Annotated in this window: 14 protein-coding genes and 1 pseudogene; 6 read left to right on the top strand and 9 right to left on the bottom strand. The window is 70.4% G+C overall.

What is annotated here, in order from left to right; genetic code table 11:
* Window positions 1-14: 14 nt before the first annotated feature.
* The 6 genes from ACTWQO_RS40475 to ACTWQO_RS40450 form a co-directional block, all read right to left on the bottom strand.
* Entirely contained in the window at window positions 15-1,271 is a 1,257-nt protein-coding gene (locus ACTWQO_RS40475; RefSeq protein ID WP_443242368.1) for a cysteine desulfurase, read from the bottom strand.
* On the bottom strand, window positions 1,268-2,032 hold the full coding sequence (sufC, locus tag ACTWQO_RS40470) for a Fe-S cluster assembly ATPase SufC (protein ID WP_443242367.1): 765 nt from the start codon (window positions 2,030-2,032) through the stop codon (window positions 1,268-1,270). Before sufC ends, ACTWQO_RS40475 begins: the two co-directional genes overlap by 4 nt.
* 7 nt (window positions 2,033-2,039) lie before the next feature.
* Complete coding sequence (locus tag ACTWQO_RS40465) at window positions 2,040-2,357, bottom strand: non-heme iron oxygenase ferredoxin subunit (protein WP_048585098.1); 318 nt, start codon at window positions 2,355-2,357, stop codon at window positions 2,040-2,042.
* Window positions 2,357-3,538, bottom strand: coding sequence for a Fe-S cluster assembly protein SufD (gene sufD, locus ACTWQO_RS40460; RefSeq protein ID WP_443242366.1), 1,182 nt, complete (start codon window positions 3,536-3,538; stop codon window positions 2,357-2,359). Before sufD ends, ACTWQO_RS40465 begins: the two co-directional genes overlap by 1 nt.
* Window positions 3,539-3,599: 61 nt before the next feature.
* Window positions 3,600-5,021 carry a Fe-S cluster assembly protein SufB gene (gene sufB, locus ACTWQO_RS40455; protein WP_443242365.1) on the bottom strand — a complete coding sequence of 474 codons (1,422 nt, stop codon included), beginning with the start codon at window positions 5,019-5,021 and terminating at the stop codon, window positions 3,600-3,602.
* Window positions 5,018-5,761: a helix-turn-helix transcriptional regulator gene (locus ACTWQO_RS40450; protein WP_443242364.1), complete on the bottom strand. Its 744-nt coding sequence runs from the start codon at window positions 5,759-5,761 to the stop codon at window positions 5,018-5,020. The genes sufB and ACTWQO_RS40450 overlap by 4 nt, the downstream gene beginning before the upstream one ends.
* A gap of 161 nt (window positions 5,762-5,922) precedes the next feature.
* Between ACTWQO_RS40450 and ACTWQO_RS40445 the strand changes: the two are divergent.
* The 4 genes and pseudogenes from ACTWQO_RS40445 to ACTWQO_RS40430 all read left to right on the top strand — a co-directional run bounded on the left by ACTWQO_RS40445 (window position 5,923) and on the right by ACTWQO_RS40430 (window position 10,486).
* Window positions 5,923-6,579, top strand: a pseudogene (locus tag ACTWQO_RS40445) (AAC(3) family N-acetyltransferase).
* A 30-nt stretch (window positions 6,580-6,609) separates the two neighbouring features.
* On the top strand, window positions 6,610-7,533 hold the full coding sequence (locus tag ACTWQO_RS40440; protein ID WP_443242363.1) for an ABC transporter ATP-binding protein: 924 nt from the start codon (window positions 6,610-6,612) through the stop codon (window positions 7,531-7,533).
* A complete protein-coding gene (locus tag ACTWQO_RS40435; RefSeq protein ID WP_443242362.1) occupies window positions 7,530-8,303 on the top strand; it encodes an ABC transporter permease in 774 nt (257 codons plus the stop codon). Before ACTWQO_RS40440 ends, ACTWQO_RS40435 begins: the two co-directional genes overlap by 4 nt.
* 53 nt (window positions 8,304-8,356) lie before the next feature.
* Window positions 8,357-10,486, top strand: coding sequence for a glycogen debranching N-terminal domain-containing protein (locus ACTWQO_RS40430; protein ID WP_443242361.1), 2,130 nt, complete (start codon window positions 8,357-8,359; stop codon window positions 10,484-10,486).
* On the opposite strand, the gene ACTWQO_RS40425 is transcribed toward ACTWQO_RS40430, so the two are convergent.
* Window positions 10,402-11,613 (bottom strand): glycosyltransferase family 4 protein, encoded by a 1,212-nt coding sequence (locus ACTWQO_RS40425; protein WP_443242360.1) that lies wholly within the window; start codon window positions 11,611-11,613, stop codon window positions 10,402-10,404. The two genes, ACTWQO_RS40430 and ACTWQO_RS40425, sit on opposite strands and share 85 nt — an antisense overlap.
* 302 nt (window positions 11,614-11,915) lie before the next feature.
* On the opposite strand from ACTWQO_RS40425, the gene ACTWQO_RS40420 reads away from it, so the two are divergent.
* Window positions 11,916-14,642 carry a tetratricopeptide repeat protein gene (locus ACTWQO_RS40420; RefSeq protein ID WP_443242359.1) on the top strand — a complete coding sequence of 909 codons (2,727 nt, stop codon included), beginning with the start codon at window positions 11,916-11,918 and terminating at the stop codon, window positions 14,640-14,642.
* A gap of 41 nt (window positions 14,643-14,683) precedes the next feature.
* On the top strand, window positions 14,684-15,703 hold the full coding sequence (locus ACTWQO_RS40415) for a COX15/CtaA family protein (RefSeq protein ID WP_443242358.1): 1,020 nt from the start codon (window positions 14,684-14,686) through the stop codon (window positions 15,701-15,703).
* Window positions 15,704-15,723: 20 nt separating this feature from the next.
* Here the strand turns inward: ACTWQO_RS40415 and ACTWQO_RS40410 are convergent, their stop codons facing one another.
* Window positions 15,724-16,830, bottom strand: coding sequence for an amidohydrolase family protein (locus ACTWQO_RS40410; RefSeq protein WP_443242357.1), 1,107 nt, complete (start codon window positions 16,828-16,830; stop codon window positions 15,724-15,726).
* Between the two features lie 101 nt (window positions 16,831-16,931).
* Entirely contained in the window at window positions 16,932-17,261 is a 330-nt protein-coding gene (locus ACTWQO_RS40405) for a hypothetical protein (RefSeq protein WP_443242356.1), read from the bottom strand.
* Window positions 17,262-17,306: the final 45 nt, after the last annotated feature.

Genomic DNA, 17,306 nt, shown 5'->3' with positions numbered 1-17,306 from the left:
CCAGTCCTGTCCCGTCAGCCGAAGAAGTTCCGTACGTGCTCCAGGCCGTCCACCAGAGCGTCGATCTCGGCCGGCGTGGAGTACAGATAGAACGACGCTCGCGTGGTCGCAGGAATTCCGTACCTCAGGCAGACCGGCCGTGCGCAGTGGTGGCCGACGCGGACCGCGATGCCCTGCTCGTCGAGGACCTGGCCCACGTCGTGCGGGTGGATGTCGCCGAGCGTGAAGGAGATCGCGGCGCCCCGGTCCTCGGCCGTCGTCGGGCCGATGATCCGCAGGTCAGGGACCTCCGCGAGGCGCTTGACCGCGTACTCGGTGAGCGCGTGCTCATGGGCGAGGATCTTGTCCATGCCGATCGCGGACAGGTAGTCGATCGCCGCACCCAGGCCGACCGCCTGCGCGATCGGAGGCGTGCCCGCCTCGAACTTGTGCGGGGCCGGAGCGTAGGTCGACGAGTGCATCGACACCGTCTCGATCATCTCGCCGCCGCCGAGGAACGGGGGGAGATCCTCGAGCAGTTCCTGGCGGCCCCACAGCACGCCTATGCCGGTCGGGCCGCACATCTTGTGGCCGGTGAAGGCGACGAAGTCGGCCTGGAGGGCCTGCACGTCCAGCGGCATGTGGGGCGCCGCCTGGGAGGCGTCGATGCAGACGAGAGCACCGACCTCCTGTGCGCGGCGGATGATCGTCTCGACCGGGTTGACCGTCCCGAGGATGTTCGACACCAGGACGAAGGAGACGATCTTCGTCTTCTCCGTGATGATCTCGTCGATGTTGGAGAGGTCGAGGCGGCCGTCGTCGGTAAGGCCGAACCACTTCAGCTTCGCGCCCGTGCGCTGCGCCAGCAGCTGCCACGGCACGATGTTGGAGTGGTGCTCCATCTCCGTGATGACGATCTCGGTCTCGTGGTCCACGCGGTAGGGCTCGTCGGCCCAGCCGAGCATGTTCGCCACGAGGTTGAGCGACTCGGAGGCGTTCTTGGTGAAGATCACCTCGTTGCGGCTCGGCGCGTTGATGAACGCGGCGACCTTGTCGCGCGCGCCCTCGTACAGCGCCGTGGCCTCCTCGGCGAGCACATGCACACCGCGGTGGACGTTGGCGTTGTAGCGCTCGTAGTACTCACCGAGGGCGTCCAGCACCTGGCGCGGCTTCTGCGAGGTCGCCGCGTTGTCCAGGTACACGAGCTTCTGACCGTCGTGGACCTGTCGGTCCAGGATGGGGAAGTCCTTGCGGATCGCCTCGGTGTCGAGGAGGCCCGGCAGCTGTGTCACTCGGATGCGCCACCCTTCGCGTAAGCCTCGTAGCCCTCGTTCTCCAGCTTGTCGGCGAGTTCGGCGCCGCCGGACTCCACGATGCGGCCGGCCGAGAAGACGTGGACGTAGTCGGGCTTGATGTAGCGCAGGATGCGCGTGTAGTGCGTGATCAGCAGGGTGCCGACCTCGCCGGTCTCACGGACGCGGTTGACGCCCTCGGAGACGACGCGCAGGGCGTCGACGTCCAGGCCGGAGTCGGTCTCGTCGAGGATCGCGACCTTCGGCTTGAGCAGCTCCAGCTGAAGGATCTCGTGGCGCTTCTTCTCACCGCCGGAGAAGCCCTCGTTGACGTTGCGCTCGGCGAAGGCCGGGTCCATGTTGAGACGCTCCATGGTCTCCTTGACCTCCTTCACCCACGTCCGCAGCTTGGGGGCCTCACCGCGGATGGCGGTGGCGGACGTGCGGAGGAAGTTGGAGACCGAGACGCCGGGGACCTCGACCGGGTACTGCATCGCCAGGAACAGGCCCGCGCGGGCGCGCTCGTCGACGGACATCTCCAGGACGTCCTCGCCGTCGAGAGTGACGGTGCCGCCGGTGATGGTGTACTTCGGGTGACCCGCGAGCGAGTAGGCGAGGGTCGACTTGCCGGAGCCGTTGGGGCCCATGATGGCGTGCGTCTCGCCCTGCTTCACGGTGAGGTCGACGCCCTTGAGGATCTCCTTCGTGGCGTTGTCGGCCTCGACGGTGACGTGCAGGTCTCGGATTTCAAGCGTTGCCATGGGTGCCTCAGGACTCCTGGGTGAGGGAGACGAGTACGTCGTCCCCTTCGATCTTTACGGGGTATACGGGGACGGGGCGCGTCGCGGGGAGGCCGGACGGCTTGCCGGTACGGAGGTCGAAGCTGGAGCCGTGCAGCCAGCACTCGATCTGGCAGTCCTCCACCTCGCCCTCGGAGAGGGAGACGTTCGCGTGGGAGCAGATGTCGTGGATCGCGAACACCTCGCCCTCGGTCTGCACGACCGAGACCGGCGTGCCGTCGAGTTCCACCCGCTTCGGGGTGTCCTCCTCCAGCTCGCTCAGCCCACAGGCGCGTACGAACGTCATCAGACGGTCGCCTCCAGCTCCTCGTCGATCTTCACGAGAAGGCGCTCTTCGATGTCGTCGACGCCGATCTGCTGGACCAGCTCGGCGAAGAAGCCGCGGACCACCAGGCGGCGGGCCTCGTCGGCCGGGATGCCGCGGGCCATCAGGTAGAAGAGCTGCTCGTCGTCGAAGCGGCCGGTCGCCGAGGCGTGGCCCGCGCCGACGATCTCGCCGGTCTCGATCTCGAGGTTCGGCACGGAGTCGACCCTGGCGCCGTCCGTCAGGACGAGGTTGCGGTTCATCTCGTACGTGTCCGTGCCCTCGGCCTTGGCCTCGATGAGCACGTCACCGATCCACACCGCGTGCGCGTCGTCGCCCTGGAGCGCGCCCTTGTAGGCGACGTTGGACTTGCAGTGCGGGGTGTTGTGGTCGACCAGGAGACGGTGCTCCTGGTGCTGGCCGGCGTCGGTGAAGTACAGGCCGAAGAGCTCGGCCTCACCACCGGTGCCGGCGTAGGCGACGCGCGGGTGCAGACGTACGAGATCGCCGCCGAAGGTGACCACGAACGACTTGAAGCCGGCGTCCCGGCCGATGAGCGCGTTGTGCTGGCCCACGTGGACGGCCTTGTCGTCCCAGTCCTGGACGGAGACGACGGTCAGCTTGGCGCCGTCGCCCAGGACGTAGTCGACGTTGGCGGCGAGCACGGCGTCACCGGTGTGGTCGATGACGACGACAGCCTCGGCGAAGGCGCCCAGCTCGATGACCTGGTGGCCATAGGCGACCCCGCCCTCGCCGTGCACGGCGATCCGAATGGGCTCGGTGAGCACCGTCTCCTTGGGGACGGTGACCACGCCGGCCTTCTCGAACGCCGAGTACGCCTGCGCGGCGACGCGGTCCACCGGAGTGCCGGCCTTGCCGATCCGGGCGTCGTCACGGCCGACGGTCTCGACGATGACGCCCTCGGGGGCGTCGATGTCGACCTTCACGCCGTCACCGGTGGCGACCGCGGTGCCGTCGTGCAGCCCGCGCAGGCGCTCCAGCGGGGTGAACCGCCACTCCTCCTCGCGGCCGTGCGGGACCGGGAAGTCCGCCACGTCGAAGGACGGGGGCGCGCTCATGCGCGTGGCGACGGTCGACTCGGCGGCCACCGCGATCTGGCCCGCGGTGGTGGACCCCACGGGGATGTTCTGAGCCTCAGCCATGGCTGTCGGTCTGCTCTCTTCCTACGTCAAGAAATCTGGCGACTGCTTCGGATGACGGGTCTTAACCGACCGCGCCTTCCATCTGCAGCTCGATCAGCCGGTTGAGCTCGAGGGCGTACTCCATGGGCAGCTCCTTCGCGATCGGCTCGACGAAGCCGCGCACGATCATCGCCATCGCCTCGAACTCGCTCAGACCGCGGCTCATCAGGTAGAAGAGCTGGTCCTCGGAGACCTTGGAGACGGTCGCCTCGTGGCCCATGGAGACGTCGTCCTCACGGACGTCGACGTACGGGTACGTGTCGGAGCGGGAGATGGTGTCGACGAGCAGCGCGTCGCACAGCACGTTCGACTTGGAGCCGTGGGCGCCCTCGCCGATCTCCACCAGACCACGGTAGGAGGTACGGCCGCCACCGCGGGCCACGGACTTCGACACGATGTTGGACGACGTGTTCGGCGCCATGTGGACCATCTTGGAGCCGGCGTCCTGGTGCTGGCCCTCGCCGGCGAAGGCGATGGACAGGGTCTCGCCCTTGGCGTGCTCGCCCATCAGGTAGACGGCCGGGTACTTCATCGTCACCTTGGAGCCGATGTTGCCGTCGATCCACTCCATGGTCGCGCCCTCGTAGGCGACGGCGCGCTTGGTGACCAGGTTGTAGACGTTGTTCGACCAGTTCTGGATGGTCGTGTAGCGGCAGCGGGCGTTCTTCTTGACGATGATCTCGACGACCGCGGAGTGCAGCGAGTCCGACTTGTAGATCGGGGCGGTGCAGCCCTCGACGTAGTGCACGTAGGCACCCTCGTCGACGATGATCAGGGTCCGCTCGAACTGGCCCATGTTCTCCGTGTTGATACGGAAGTAGGCCTGGAGCGGGATCTCGACCTGCACGCCCTTCGGCACGTAGATGAACGAGCCGCCGGACCACACTGCGCTGTTCAGCGACGCGAACTTGTTGTCACCGACCGGGATGACGGTGCCGAAGTACTCCTTGAAGAGCTCCGGGTGCTCCTTCAGCGCGGTGTCGGTGTCCAGGAAGATGACGCCCTGCTCCTCCAGGTCCTCGCGGATCTGGTGGTAGACGACCTCCGACTCGTACTGGGCGGCGACACCGGCCACGAGGCGCTGCTTCTCCGCCTCCGGGATGCCGAGCTTGTCGTACGTGTTCTTGATGTCCTCGGGCAGGTCCTCCCAGGACTCCGCCTGCTTCTCCGTGGAGCGCACGAAGTACTTGATGTTGTCGAAGTCGATGCCCGAGAGGTCGGAGCCCCAGTTCGGCATGGGCTTCTTGTCGAAGAGGCGCAGACCCTTGAGGCGGAGCTTGGTCATCCACTCCGGCTCGTTCTTCTTGGCGGAGATGTCCCGGACGACGTCCTCGTTGATGCCGCGCTTCGCAGAGGCGCCGGCGGCGTCGGAGTCGGCCCAGCCGTATTCGTACGTGCCCAGGCCCTCGAGCTCGGGGTGAGCAGTCTCCGTGGGCAGAGTCATGCGGGGTTCCTCCCGGCCGTGCTTGCAGATGCGTTATGGGTGTTCTTGGAAATCTTTGGGATGAATGTCGTACAGACGCCGTCACCGTGGGCGATGGTTGCAAGTCGCTGGACATGCGTGCCGAGCAGCTGCGAGAAGATCTCTGTCTCGACCTCGCACAGCTGCGGGAACTTCTCCGCGACATGGACCACCGGGCAGTGGTGCTGGCAGAGCTGCTCGCCGACCGGTGCGCTACGCGCCGTAGCAGCGTACCCGTCCGCGCTCAGGGCCTTGGCCAGGGCTTCGGTCCGCTCCTCGGGGGCCGCTGCCTCGATCGCCTTGCGGTACACGGCGGCCTGCTCAGCGATCCTCGCGCGGGCGAAGGCCACGACCGCCTCGTCACCGCCGAACCGCTCCTGGATGTAGCGCAGGGCGTCCGCGGCGAGCTTGTCGTACGACTGGTCGAAGGCGTCGCGTCCGCAGTCCGTCAGGGCGAACACCTTGGCGGGCCGGCCGCGCGTCCGCGCGCCGTACACCCGCTGCTCGCGTGCCTCGACGACGTCGTCCGCGACCAGCGCGTCCAGATGCCGCCGCACGGCGGCCGGGGTGAGGCCCAGCCGGCCTGCCAGCTCGGTGACGGTCGAGGGCCCGTGGTCCAGGATGGACCGCGCGACTCGGTTGCGGGTGGACCGCTCCCCGGTCGCGAGCTCCTCCTGGGGGGTACCCGTGCGGGTCTCCCGAGCCTCGCCGACGTTTTTCACAACGCCATTGTTGCGTAATTCCTCAGGACCGGGCAAGCGGCGTCCTACTCCGTGGACGGTGCCCTGCGTCACTTAGGTATACCTAATCTGACCTGGGGAAACGATCTTTGATCGATCAATTCGGTGGCACATCCGCAGCCCTTCCAGCACACTCCCCAACCATGCCCACACCCCCTCCGACCGGCCCACTTGTCACACGCGGGCCTCCGGCGGCCGACCGGCGGGGGGCGCATACGATGCGGCACGTACAGGGCTGACCCCATGTACCTACGAGGGCTGCGCCGCCCGGCGCCGCGCTGCTCTTTCAGCCCATCCGGCGTTTGAGGACGAGGCCCGTTCAGGGCCCGAAGCGGGGGTCTGGGGGCGCAGCCCTCAGCGGGGGCCCGGGGCAGTGCCCCGGGATGGGACGGGTAGGGGCGGCGGGGGCGAAACAGCCCGGCGCCCTGCGCAGTGCGCATCCGCAGACATCTAGCCCGCTGGCCAGGCTGGAGGCGCTCCACGCGCGCGTGCTGTTGCTCGGCGCCGGCTACGACGCGTGCACGAGCTTCCATCTGGCCGAGTACCGCATACCCGCACCGCTGGTTCAGGTGGGCCGCCCCGGACCGGCCGGCTGGGAGGTGGTGACCGAGGTGTCGATCACTTCGGAGCGGTTCGACGAGCTGGGGCACGACTTCGAACGGGACCGTCCCGTCGTACGCGGGACGCTGGGCGCCGCCGACGTACGGCTCTTCCCGGTGGCGGACGCCGTGGCCTACGCGGAGCGGTGGCTGGCCACGCACCGGCCCCGCGAGGAGGGGATCCTGAACCCGCCCGTCTGAGACGGCGAGCGCGTACCTAGACTCTGGCCCATGCGAAGTGAGCCCGTGGTCCAGGTCCAGGCCCTGGTGAAGCGGTACGGCACGAAGACCGCGGTGGACGGCCTCGACCTGGTGGCCGAAGCGGGTGTGACCGCCGTACTCGGACCCAATGGCGCGGGCAAGACGACGACCGTCGAGACCTGCGAGGGATACCGGAAACCGGACTCCGGCACGGTGCGCGTCCTGGGTCTCGACCCGGTGCGGCAGTCGGCCGCGCTGCGCCCCCGTATCGGCGTGATGCTGCAGTCCGGCGGTGTCTACTCCGGTGCGCGGGCCGACGAGATGCTGCGGCACGTGGCGAAGCTGCACGCCCATCCACTGGACGTGGACGGGCTGATCGAGCGGCTCGGGCTCGGCAGCTGCGGACGGACGACGTACCGCCGGCTGTCCGGCGGCCAGCAGCAGCGCCTGGCGCTGGCGATGGCCGTCGTGGGCCGCCCTGAACTGGTGTTCCTGGACGAGCCGACGGCGGGGCTCGACCCGCAGGCCCGCCGCGCGACCTGGGACCTGGTGCGCGACCTGCGCACGGACGGCGTCTCGGTCATCCTCACCACCCACTACATGGACGAGGCCGAGCAGCTCGCCGACGACGTCGCGATCGTGGACGCGGGCCGGGTCATCGCCCAGGGCACGCCCGAGGAGCTGTGCCGCGGCGGCGCCGAGAACACACTGCGGTTCACCGGCCGCCCCGGTCTGGACGTGGGCTCCCTGCTCAAGGCCCTGCCCGTCGACTGCACCGCCGCCGAGCTGACCCCGGGCTCCTACCGGGTCGCCGGCAAGGTGAACCCCCAACTGCTCGCGACGGTCACGTCCTGGTGCGCCCAGCACGGCGTGATGCCGGACCGGATCTCGGTGGAGCGGCACACGCTCGAGGACGTGTTCCTGGAGATGACCGGCAAGGAGCTGCGTTCATGACGACGACCGTGGGCGCGTACGCGCCGAAGCCCGGTGCCGCGCCTCTCCCCCGCATGATCGCGGCGCAGGCGGTGCTGGAGACCAAGATGCTGCTGCGCAACGGCGAGCAGCTGCTGCTGACGGTCGTCATCCCGACGCTGCTGCTGGTCCTGTTCAGCACGGTGGACATCGTCGACACCGGCGCGGGCGAGGCCGTCGACTTCCTCGCGCCCGGAGTCCTCGCGCTGGCCGTGATGTCGACGGCGTTCACGGGGCAGGCGATCGCGACGGGCTTCGAGCGGCGGTACGGCGTCCTCAAGCGCCTCGCCTCCTCCCCGCTCCCCCGCTGGGGCCTGATGACGGCGAAAACGGCGTCGGTGCTGGTCACCGAGGTCCTGCAGATCGCCCTGCTGACGGTGATCGCTTTCTCCCTCGGCTGGTCCCCGCACGGCAACCCCCTCGCCGTACTCCTCCTCCTGCTCCTCGGCACGGCCGCGTTCTCGGGGCTGGGCCTGCTGATGGCGGGCACGCTGAAGGCGGAGGCGACGCTGGCCGCGGCGAATCTGGTGTTCCTGCTGCTGCTCATGGGAGGCGGGGTCATCGTCCCGCTGGACAAGTTCCCGTCCGGCGCCCAGGACGTGCTCGGGCTGCTGCCCATCTCCGCGCTGTCGGACGGACTGCGGGACGTGCTCCAGCACGGGGCCGGGATGCCGTGGGGTGACCTGGGGATTCTGGCGGTGTGGGCGGTTGTGGGGCTGGCGGCGGCGGGGCGGTTCTTCCGCTGGGAGTAAGCCGGCGGCAACGGAGCGTGAATGAGGGGCGTACCCGTGGGGAAGACCTCCTCGTGTTCGAATCGGCGGACTCCCTGGCACCGCGGGCACTTCAGCCGCTCCTGCACGACGTGGTCATGTGCGTGGCAGCGCCCGCGTTCGCGGCCTCGGCGCGGGACGGACAGCTCCGCGGCGACCGTGCCGAGGGTTTCTACGATCATGACCGCCGACTGCTGCACACGCTGTGCCTGTTCCTGGACGACCGCGAGCCGGAGCCGATAGGCGTCCAGCCGCTCGGCCCGCACCAGGTCAGGTTCACCGCGGTGCACCGCTACCACCGTGACCGCACGGACGACCCGACGCTGATCATCGAACGCGTCCGCACCGCCGGCGAGGGCGAGACCCTCACCCTGCGCAATGTCGGCACGGTCGAGCGGACGCTGCGCATCGAACTGGCCGCCGCGACCGACCTGGCCGGCATAGCCGACGTGAAGCGGGGCCAGCACCGGCCGCCCCTGGCGTGCACGGGCCACCCGCCGGAGGGCGAGCAGGCGTTACCGGCCGCCCTCACCTGGACCGGCCCGACCGGGCACGCCCGGCTCACGGTCACCTCGGGACCGGTGCCCGAGGTCTCCGGCGGCCCCGAGGGAGGCACCCTCACCTGGCCGCACCTGGTCCTGCCCCCGCACGAGTCCTGGCAGGTGCGGCTCGCCGTCACCGGCCGCGCGGTACCGGAGCCGTCCGGTCACCCGGTGGCGCCGCACGCCCCGGCGCCCTGGAGCCGGCCGACGGTCGTGAGCGACGACGTGCGGCTGCGCGACCTCGTACGACAAGGGCTGTGGGACCTCGACGCCCTGCGGCTGGCGGACCCGCTGGGCGCGGCCGGGGACGGGGCGGAGGATCAGTTCATCGCCGCCGGCTGCCCCTGGTACCTCACGCTGTTCGGCCGGGACAGCATCTGGTCCGCGCGGATGCTGCTCCCGCTGGGGACGGACCTGGCCCGCGGCACGCTCTGGGCGCTGGCACGGCGACAGGGCCGGGTGAGCGACGTGTTCCGGGAGGAGGCCCCTGGCCGCATCCTGCACGAGCTGCGCCCCGCGGCCGCACGGCACGGTCACGGACTGCTGCTGCCCTCGCACTACTACGGCTCCGTCGACGCCACCCCGCTGTTCGTGACCCTGCTCGTCGAGGCGTGGCACTGGGGGCTGCCCGACACCGAGGTGGACGCCCTGCTGCCGTACGCCGAGCGTGCGATGGCCTGGGTGGTGGAGACCAGCAGCCGGGACGAGGACGGTCTGCTGCGCTACTACCCGCGGGCCGGCGGGCTGCGGCACCAGGCCTGGAAGGACAGCGAGGACGCGGTGCGCGACGCCGAGGGACGGCGCGTCGAACCGCCGCTCGCCCTGTGCGAAGTGCAGGGGTACGCGTACGAGGCCGCCTGCGGTCTGGCCACGCTGCTCGCCGCACGCGACCGCGCGGACGACGCCCAGAAGCTGCGTAACTGGGCGGAGGGCCTCCGTAAGCGCTTCGCCGACCTGTTCTGGATCCCGGCGCGCACGGGACCTGCCCCCCGCTATGTCGCCATCGCGGTGGGCCAGGGACCTACCGCCGTGAGCGGACCGACGTCCAACATGGGGCAGTTGCTCTCGACGGGCATCCTGGACGAGGCCGGCTGCCGCGACGTCGCCGCCTGGCTGGCCTCACCCGGACTGGCCTCCGGCTGGGGACTGCGCAGCCGCAGCAAGGACGTGCCCGGGTTCAACCCCCTCAGCTACCACGGGGGTTCGGTCTGGACGCACGACACCGCGATCGCCGTACGAGGGCTGTGTGCGACGGGGCATCACCATGAGGCACTGATCCTGGCCGAGGGCCTGCTGGACGCGGCCACCCGCTTCGGCTACCGGATGCCCGAGCTGTACGGCGGGGACGCCCGCACTCCCGACTCACCGGCCCCACTGGCCTATCCGGCGGCGTGCCGGCCGCAGGGCTGGTCGGCGGCGTCCGGGGTGGCGGTGCTGTCCGCCCTGCTCGATCTGCGGCCGGACATCACGCGCCGCTCGCTCGTCGCCCGCCCCGCGGCCCCCTTGGCCCTGCGGGTGGAGGGCCTGGTCCTCGCGGGTCAGCGGCTGTCGGTGGCGGTGACCGCGTCCGGGGAGTGCACGGTCCCCGAACTGCCCGAGGGCTGGCGGCACGAACGCCGCTGAGGGCCTCCCGTCAGCAGACGGTCGTACTCGTCGAGCATCTGCTGGACGTACACGTTCTCCAGGTCGAAGTTCTCCCAGACGTGCCGCCGGGCCCGAAGTCCCGCCTCCCTGGCCTCAGCCGGGTCGGTGAGCAGCCGCCACACCTCGTCCGCGAACCGCTGCGCCAGGGCCTCCTCGGTCTCCCCCTCCTGGGGCGCCACGAGGGCGCTGCCGCCTTCGCCCAGGCCTCCGACACCGGTGGCGACCACGGGCCGGGCGGCGCACATGGCCTCCAGCGGTGCGAGGCCCATGGGTTCGTCGAAGCGGGACGGGTAGATGACGACGGTGGACTCCTCGTAGAGCGTGCGCATGTCGTCGATGCCGGCTGGCCTGAACTCGACGTCGCTGCCCTCGACCAGGTCGTGGTGCTTCATCAACTCGCGCAGGGACTCCTTGAATCCCCAGGCCTCGTCGTGGAAGTCGACCGTGTCGAAGGGATCGGTGAGGACGAGCCTGGGGCGCAGCACGTCCGCCGACTTCTTTCCGCGCGCGATGAGGCGGGCCAGCATCTCGACCGCCACCGCGGCGCCCTTGTTGGGGATGAGCCGGGCCGGCAGCAGGATCACGGGCCGTGCGCCGTTCGGCTCCAGCGGGGCGACGCCGAGGTAGGTGCGCGTGTCGATGCCCAGGTAGGTGCGGGTCACGGGCTCGTCCAGCACCTCGGTGCACTCGTGCACCAGGAAGTCCGACACCGCGTGATGGGCGTCCCACACCGCGCACTCGCGCGCGAGCTTCTTGTCCTCGGGGCCGCGCCAGAGGCTGTGGTACGTGTGCGGCAGGACCAGTCCGAGTTCCTCGCGCAGGGCCGCCAGGGCGAGCGCGGGGACGTTGGAGAAGTGGTGCAGGTTGTGGCCGTGCACCAGCCTGACCGGTCCATCATCCCCGGTGAGATGAGCGGCGAACCAGTCGCGCAGCTCTGCGACGGACCGGTCGTCGTCCGTGCGCGCCACCGACAGATCCAACAGAGGGTGGCGCAGCACCTCCACTCCGGGGCACGGGGGCTGCGCATCGGCCGTTCCGGTGAAGACCGTGACGCGGTGGTCGCGGCGGGCCAACGCCCGTGAGTACTCCCAGAGATGGGTCTCCACACCGCCGACGCTGGGCGGAAAGGACCAGTGGACCAGCGCGATGTGCTGGCCGCCGCCCCTCTCCGGGGCCCCAGCCGATGCCTCACACTCGGATTGCTGCCGGTCCACTGCGCCTCCGCAGGTCGTTGTCTGTACCGGAAACGTTCGGTCAACGACCTATTGCCAAGGCAGGACACTGATAGACGCCGACTGGTTCCGCGGATTGTCTGGATGCCGGTGCATCCGACGGAGAGAATGGAGCGTACTGCGGGGCCATCGTTCGGGGGAGCGCCATGGGGTTACGGGACGATATCCGAAGCTCGATGAGTCGACGTCACCTCAAGACCGCGCTCAGTTCCGTGACCGGGGCCGGCGCGGTCTTCTTGTCGGTCATGGCACAGGACACGCAGGGTGCGAGCCTGGTGTGGCTGGCGTCGGGCGCCGGTCTGCTGGGCGGAGTGTCGGCGGTTTCCGGTTACTTCGTCCACCGGACCCGTTCCGCGCCCTCGCCCGCGCGCGCCGCGGACGAGGATCCGCTGTACGTACCTCCGTCCAACCTCCCGAGTTCTTCGCGGTACTTCACCGGACGTAAGGACGAACTCTGGGCGATCTCGGCGGCGTTGAAGCCGCAGGAGCGCAACGGTGGCATACGCGTCGCCGTGGTCCATGGCCTCGGCGGTATCGGCAAGACCCAGCTTGCCGCCACTTTCGCGGAGAACCGGCTGGAGAGCGGCCCGTCCCTGGTGTGGTGGCTGGCCTCGTCGAGTTACGAGCGGCTCAGGAGCGAGCTGCTGGAACTGGCCGCCTGTCTGGGCATCCCGGAACACGCGTCGCAGGCCGTGGTGCTGAACCGGCTCTGGGGCCGGCTGCGGGACACCCGGGGCTGGTTGCTGGTGTACGACGACGTGCAGGACGACAGCCTGGGCCCGCTGCACGACGACCCCGAGGACCCGCGGCCGTCCCTGCTGCCCCGGGCCGGACAGGGCGAGGTCCTGATCACCACGCAGCGGCGTGAGGGCTGGGACGAGTTGCGGGCGAGGACGACGGTGATCGAGCTGCACGACCTCGGTGCCGACGACGGACTGGCCTTCCTGCGTGCCCGCACCGGCGCCACCCACCACGACGACGAGGCACTGCGTGAGCTGGGCACCCGGTTGCACTGGCTGCCTCTGTCCCTGGAACAGGCGGGCGCCTACATCGCGCAGGCCGAGATCTCGGTACGGGAGTATCTGCACCGGCTGCCCGAGGACCCCGCCGGCCGGGCCGCCGCCACGTTCCGGCTGGCCATCGAGCGGGTGACGGCGGTCGAGGAGGTGGCCGAGGACCTGATGCGGCTGTGCTGCTTCCTCGCGTCCGAGGACGTCCGGCAGGACATGCTGATGAGCAATCCGGACATGATCCCGTCGCCGCTGCGCGAGGTCATCCAGGACCGGGCGGCGCTCAACCGCGTCGCGCGGCGGCTGTCGAACTACTCCCTGCTGCGCCGCAGCGGGGACAAGGAGAGCGGCACCGTCGCGTACGGCATGCATCCGCAGGTCCAGAGGTTCGTACGGCAGCGCATGGACGAGGAGGCCCGGCTCGTCTGGTCGCAGGCCGCGGTCCGGCTGCTGGAGACCGCGTTCCCCGAGATGCCGCAGCAACTGAGGCAGCGCACCGTCTGCGAGGAACTGATGCCGCACGTCGAGGCGGTCATGGACGAGCTGGTGTGGGCGGCCTCCGAGGACGGCGACGGGGTGTACGGGGCCGCTCTCGACCCGTATGCCCTGGCCCGCCTGCTGCACCGGGTCGGCGAGTACCAGGAGCATCGCTGCGACTGGGCGGGCGCGCTCGACCTCTTCGAGCGGGAGGCGACGCTGCGTGAGCTCTACGGCCGGGACGCCGACGACCTGGGCCGTACCACCGCCCTGCTCGCCGTCGCCCGCCAGCGCTATCTGCTGGCCGACCTCGACGCCGCGGAGGAGGGCTGCCGCAGGGCCTTGGAGGAGTGCCGGGGTCACCGGGACGATCCGGCGTTCCTGCCGTTGCAGGCTCAGTGCCTGCGCCAGCTCGGCGGCATCCTGCGCGAGCAGATCAGCTTCGACGCGGCGCTGGGCGCGGTGACCCGGGCGATCGTGATCTACGAAGGCCCGGGGGCCGACTGGGAGGGCCTCGACCGCGCCGTCGCCGAGCAGGAGGCCGGCATGATCCACCGGAACGCCGGTCAACTGACCCAGGCGCTCGAACGGTACGCGCGTGCCGAGGACCGGATTCCGCAGAACGGCAGCGAGGAGCCCCGCGAGCACACGGTCTTCCGCGCGATGCTGCGCCGCGACGTGGGCATCGTCGCCCAGGACCGCGGCGACCTCGACACCGCGGAACTACAGCTGGACGAGGCGCTGACGGTGTTTCGCACCCTGCGTGGGCCCGACGACTTCGAGACCTCCCAGGTCGCCAAGTTCCTGGCCGATGTGCGCCGGCGCCAGGGCGAGGAACTGCGCGAGCGTGCGCGTGCGTCCCGCCGTCCCCTGCGGCGCAGCCGCCTCAACCGGCAGGCGCGCGCCAAGCTGGACTCGGCTCAGGCACTGCTGACCCCGGTGGTCGAACTGCACCGCAAGCGCCGCGACACCGAGCGGCACAAGTACGCGGCCTGCCTCAACAAGCTGGGCTCCCTGCAGCACGCCCAGGGCCGGACCGCCGAGGCGCTCCAGACCCTCCAGGAGGCCGAGAAGATCTACGCCGACAAGTACGGCGCCGACCACCACTACCGCGCCAAGACCCTCTCGCGGCTCGGCGCCGTCCTCATCACCACCGGCACCACACTGGCCCTGAGCACCGACGACCAGGTCGACGCCGAACGTGCCCTGCGCCTCGCCGAGGGCATCTTCCGCACCCGGCTCGGCGAGAACCACCCGTCCCTCGTCGCCGTCTACGAACGTCTGGCCCTGTGCACCGCCGACGAGAACCAGGCGGCCGAGCACCGCGCCCGGGCCCGTCGCATCAAGGCCGCGCTGGACGGTGAGAGCCCGCCGTCCCCGTCGCAGACACCGGAGCCCCTGCCCGCCCCGTCCTGACCGCGCCCCCACGTGAATTCGTGCACAAGCGGCCCCCTACGATGGGTCCCGTGCCAAACGTGACCCGCGCCGACGCCGTAGCCGCCGTGCGCAACCCGCTCGCCTTCATCGCCGCACGCTGGACCCCGCATCCCCGGACGGTTCAGCGGGCGGCCCTCGCCGCGCTCGTCATGTCGGTGGTCATCGTGGTGACCGGCGGCGCGGTGCGGCTGACCGGCTCGGGCCTCGGCTGTCCGACCTGGCCCAAGTGCACCGCCGACTCGCTGACCACCACCAGCGAGATGGGCCTGCACGGCGTCATCGAGTTCGGCAACCGCATGCTGACGTATGCGCTGTGCGCGGCCGTCGGCTGGGCGATCATCGCCGTGCGTTCCGAGAAGCCGTACCGGCGCAGCCTGACCCGGCTGGGCTGGGCGCAGTTCTGGGTCGTGATGGGCAACGCGGTGCTCGGCGGCATCGTGGTGCTGGTCGGCCTCAACCCGTACACGGTCGCCGCCCACTTCCTGCTGTCCTCGGCCCTGATCGCGATCGCCACCGTGATGTGGCAGCGCACGCGGGAGGGCGACGGGGTGCCGCGTCCGCTGGTCGGCAAGGTGGTGCAGCAGCTGGTGTGGGTCCTGGTGGGCGTCACCGTGCTGCTGATCGCCGTCGGCACGGTGGTCACCGGCACGGGTCCGCACGCGGGCGACTCCAGCGACGTGCCGCGCATGGCTCTGCCGATGGGCATGGGCTGGGAGGACGTCAGCAAGCTGCACGCCGTCCTGGCCTGGATCGTGGTGACGCTGACCTTCGCCCTGTGGTTCGTGCTCAAGGCGGTCGACGCCCCCAAGGGCCCGCTGGCCCGCACCCGCGAGCTGTTCCTGATCCTGCTCGCCCAGGGCGCCATCGGCTACGTCCAGTACTTCACGGACCTCCCCGAGATCCTGGTCGGCGCCCACATGTTCGGCTCGTGCCTGGTGTGGATCGGGACGCTGAGGGTGCTGCTGGCGCTGCGGGAACGCCCCGAGGACGTCGTGGATGTGCCGGGCCCGGCGGCCGAGGCGGCCCTGACCAGGGCCTGACGCTCACCTCGTCCGTCCGCTCACTCCAGCCCGTACACCCGCCGCGCGTTCCCGGCCGCGATCAGCCCGGCCACCCGCTGCGCGTCGGCCAGCGACCACGCCCCCTCGGCCACCCAGCCGCCGAGCACCCGCCCGAGCGCCTCACGGAACAGCCGCGCCCCCACGACATGCAGCTCCGGCAGCCCCTGGGCCCCGCTGGAGAAGAGGATCTTGCCGAAGGGGGCCAGTTCGAGGATCTCGGCGAGGACGGTGGCCGCGCGGGCGCCGGTGCGGACCAGGGCGGCGCCCGAGTCGGCGTAGACGTGCGGGAAGACGCCGGCGAGGTGGGCGGCGTGCCGGTGGTAGGGGTAGCTGTGCAGCAGGACGAGGTCCGTGCCCAGGCCCGCGGTGGCCCGTACGAAGTCGGTGAGCAGGACGGGGTCGGTGCGGTCGATGCGTAAGCCCGGTTCGCCGAGCCCGGCATGCAGTTGAAGGGGCAGCCCCGACGCCACCGCGATCCACAGCAGGTGCCGCAGCAGCACCGGGTCGCTCAACTCCCCGCCGACCCGCCGCCCCGCCAGCCAGCGCCCCGCCGCGCCGCGCACCTCCCCCGGCCCCGGCGGTTCGGGCGCCAGCGCCAGCCCGTGCCGCACGCCCGCCACGGACGTGAAGGCGACGGCGCTCCCGGCTGCCCCGTGCACCGATTCGGCGAGGTTGGCGAGGAACGACTCCACCGTGCCGGATGTGTCGGCGACCTGTTCGGCGAGCAGCTCCAGCCGTACGATCTCGCGCGCCTCGGCGGATGCGGCGGACGCCAGCTCGCCCGGGCCGGTGAGGTCGCCGGGCAGCCCGGCGTCGATCAGATACGTCGTGATGCCGCTGCCGCGCAGCAGCCTGCGGCCCGATTCCAGTACGCCGAGTTCACGGCGCCGGGCGAGATAGCGGGCGGGCGGACAGTGCGGCTCCAGGCCGAGCAGCGGGGGGCACCAACGCCGTACGGCGAACCCGGTCTGGGTGTCGAAGAGGGTGGTGCCGGGCGCGGGCGGGCCCTCGGTGCGGGCCAGCTGCGCCTCGAAGGTGCCAAGGCCCAGCTCTGTCCGCAGGACGCCATGGCAGTACTGGTCCACAAGGGACGGCGTCTCGATCATCCGGGCTCCCCGTTGCTGGACCGTGTCCTTCTACGGTCCTAACGGGTGAGCCCGCGTTCAGGTGTTGCTCGCACACACCCCGAGCGAACGACCGACTGATGTCAGCCTCGGGACCCGCCGATCTGAATGCCCGCCATCCGCTTCCACTCGTACGTCCCCGTCGTCACCTTCGCCGCGAACTCCCCGTCGAAGTCCTCGTGGACCGTGATCCCGGACTTCTCCACCGCCTTCTGGGCGATCTCGTACGAGGGGGCCACCAGGTCGCCCCAGCCGCCGTCCGCGCCGACGAGGACGATGCGGGCGCCGCGCTCGCCGATGTAGGCGACCTGCCCCTCGGCGCCGCCGTGAGCCTTGGAGAAGGTGCTGATCTGCTGGGCGAGCCGGGCCACCTTGCGCTCGGCCTTCGCGTCAACCTGCTGCGTGTCTGCCATGGCCAGGATGCTACTCACGGGTAGATCAGCTGGCGAGACCAGGGG

Source organism: Streptomyces sp. 4N124 (assembly GCF_052245395.1).
GTDB lineage: Bacteria > Actinomycetota > Actinomycetes > Streptomycetales > Streptomycetaceae > Streptomyces.
The sequence above is the reverse complement of the archived record's forward strand: the minus strand, read 5'-3'. Positions and strand labels throughout refer to the sequence as shown.

Excerpts from the sequence above, each read along its gene's own strand:
- ACTWQO_RS40440 (WP_443242363.1), top strand. The coding sequence starts at position 6,610 with ATGCGAAGTGAGCCCGTGGTCCAGGTCCAGGCCCTGGTGAAGCGGTAC.
- ACTWQO_RS40415 (WP_443242358.1), top strand. The coding sequence starts at position 14,684 with ATGGGTCCCGTGCCAAACGTGACCCGCGCCGACGCCGTAGCCGCCGTG.
- ACTWQO_RS40465 (WP_048585098.1), bottom strand. The coding sequence starts at position 2,357 with ATGACGTTCGTACGCGCCTGTGGGCTGAGCGAGCTGGAGGAGGACACC.
- ACTWQO_RS40420 (WP_443242359.1), top strand. The coding sequence starts at position 11,916 with ATGAGTCGACGTCACCTCAAGACCGCGCTCAGTTCCGTGACCGGGGCC.
- sufC (WP_443242367.1), bottom strand. The coding sequence starts at position 2,032 with ATGGCAACGCTTGAAATCCGAGACCTGCACGTCACCGTCGAGGCCGAC.
- sufD (WP_443242366.1), bottom strand. The coding sequence starts at position 3,538 with ATGGCTGAGGCTCAGAACATCCCCGTGGGGTCCACCACCGCGGGCCAG.
- ACTWQO_RS40410 (WP_443242357.1), bottom strand. The coding sequence starts at position 16,830 with ATGATCGAGACGCCGTCCCTTGTGGACCAGTACTGCCATGGCGTCCTG.
- ACTWQO_RS40435 (WP_443242362.1), top strand. The coding sequence starts at position 7,530 with ATGACGACGACCGTGGGCGCGTACGCGCCGAAGCCCGGTGCCGCGCCT.
- ACTWQO_RS40405 (WP_443242356.1), bottom strand. The coding sequence starts at position 17,261 with ATGGCAGACACGCAGCAGGTTGACGCGAAGGCCGAGCGCAAGGTGGCC.
- sufB (WP_443242365.1), bottom strand. The coding sequence starts at position 5,021 with ATGACTCTGCCCACGGAGACTGCTCACCCCGAGCTCGAGGGCCTGGGC.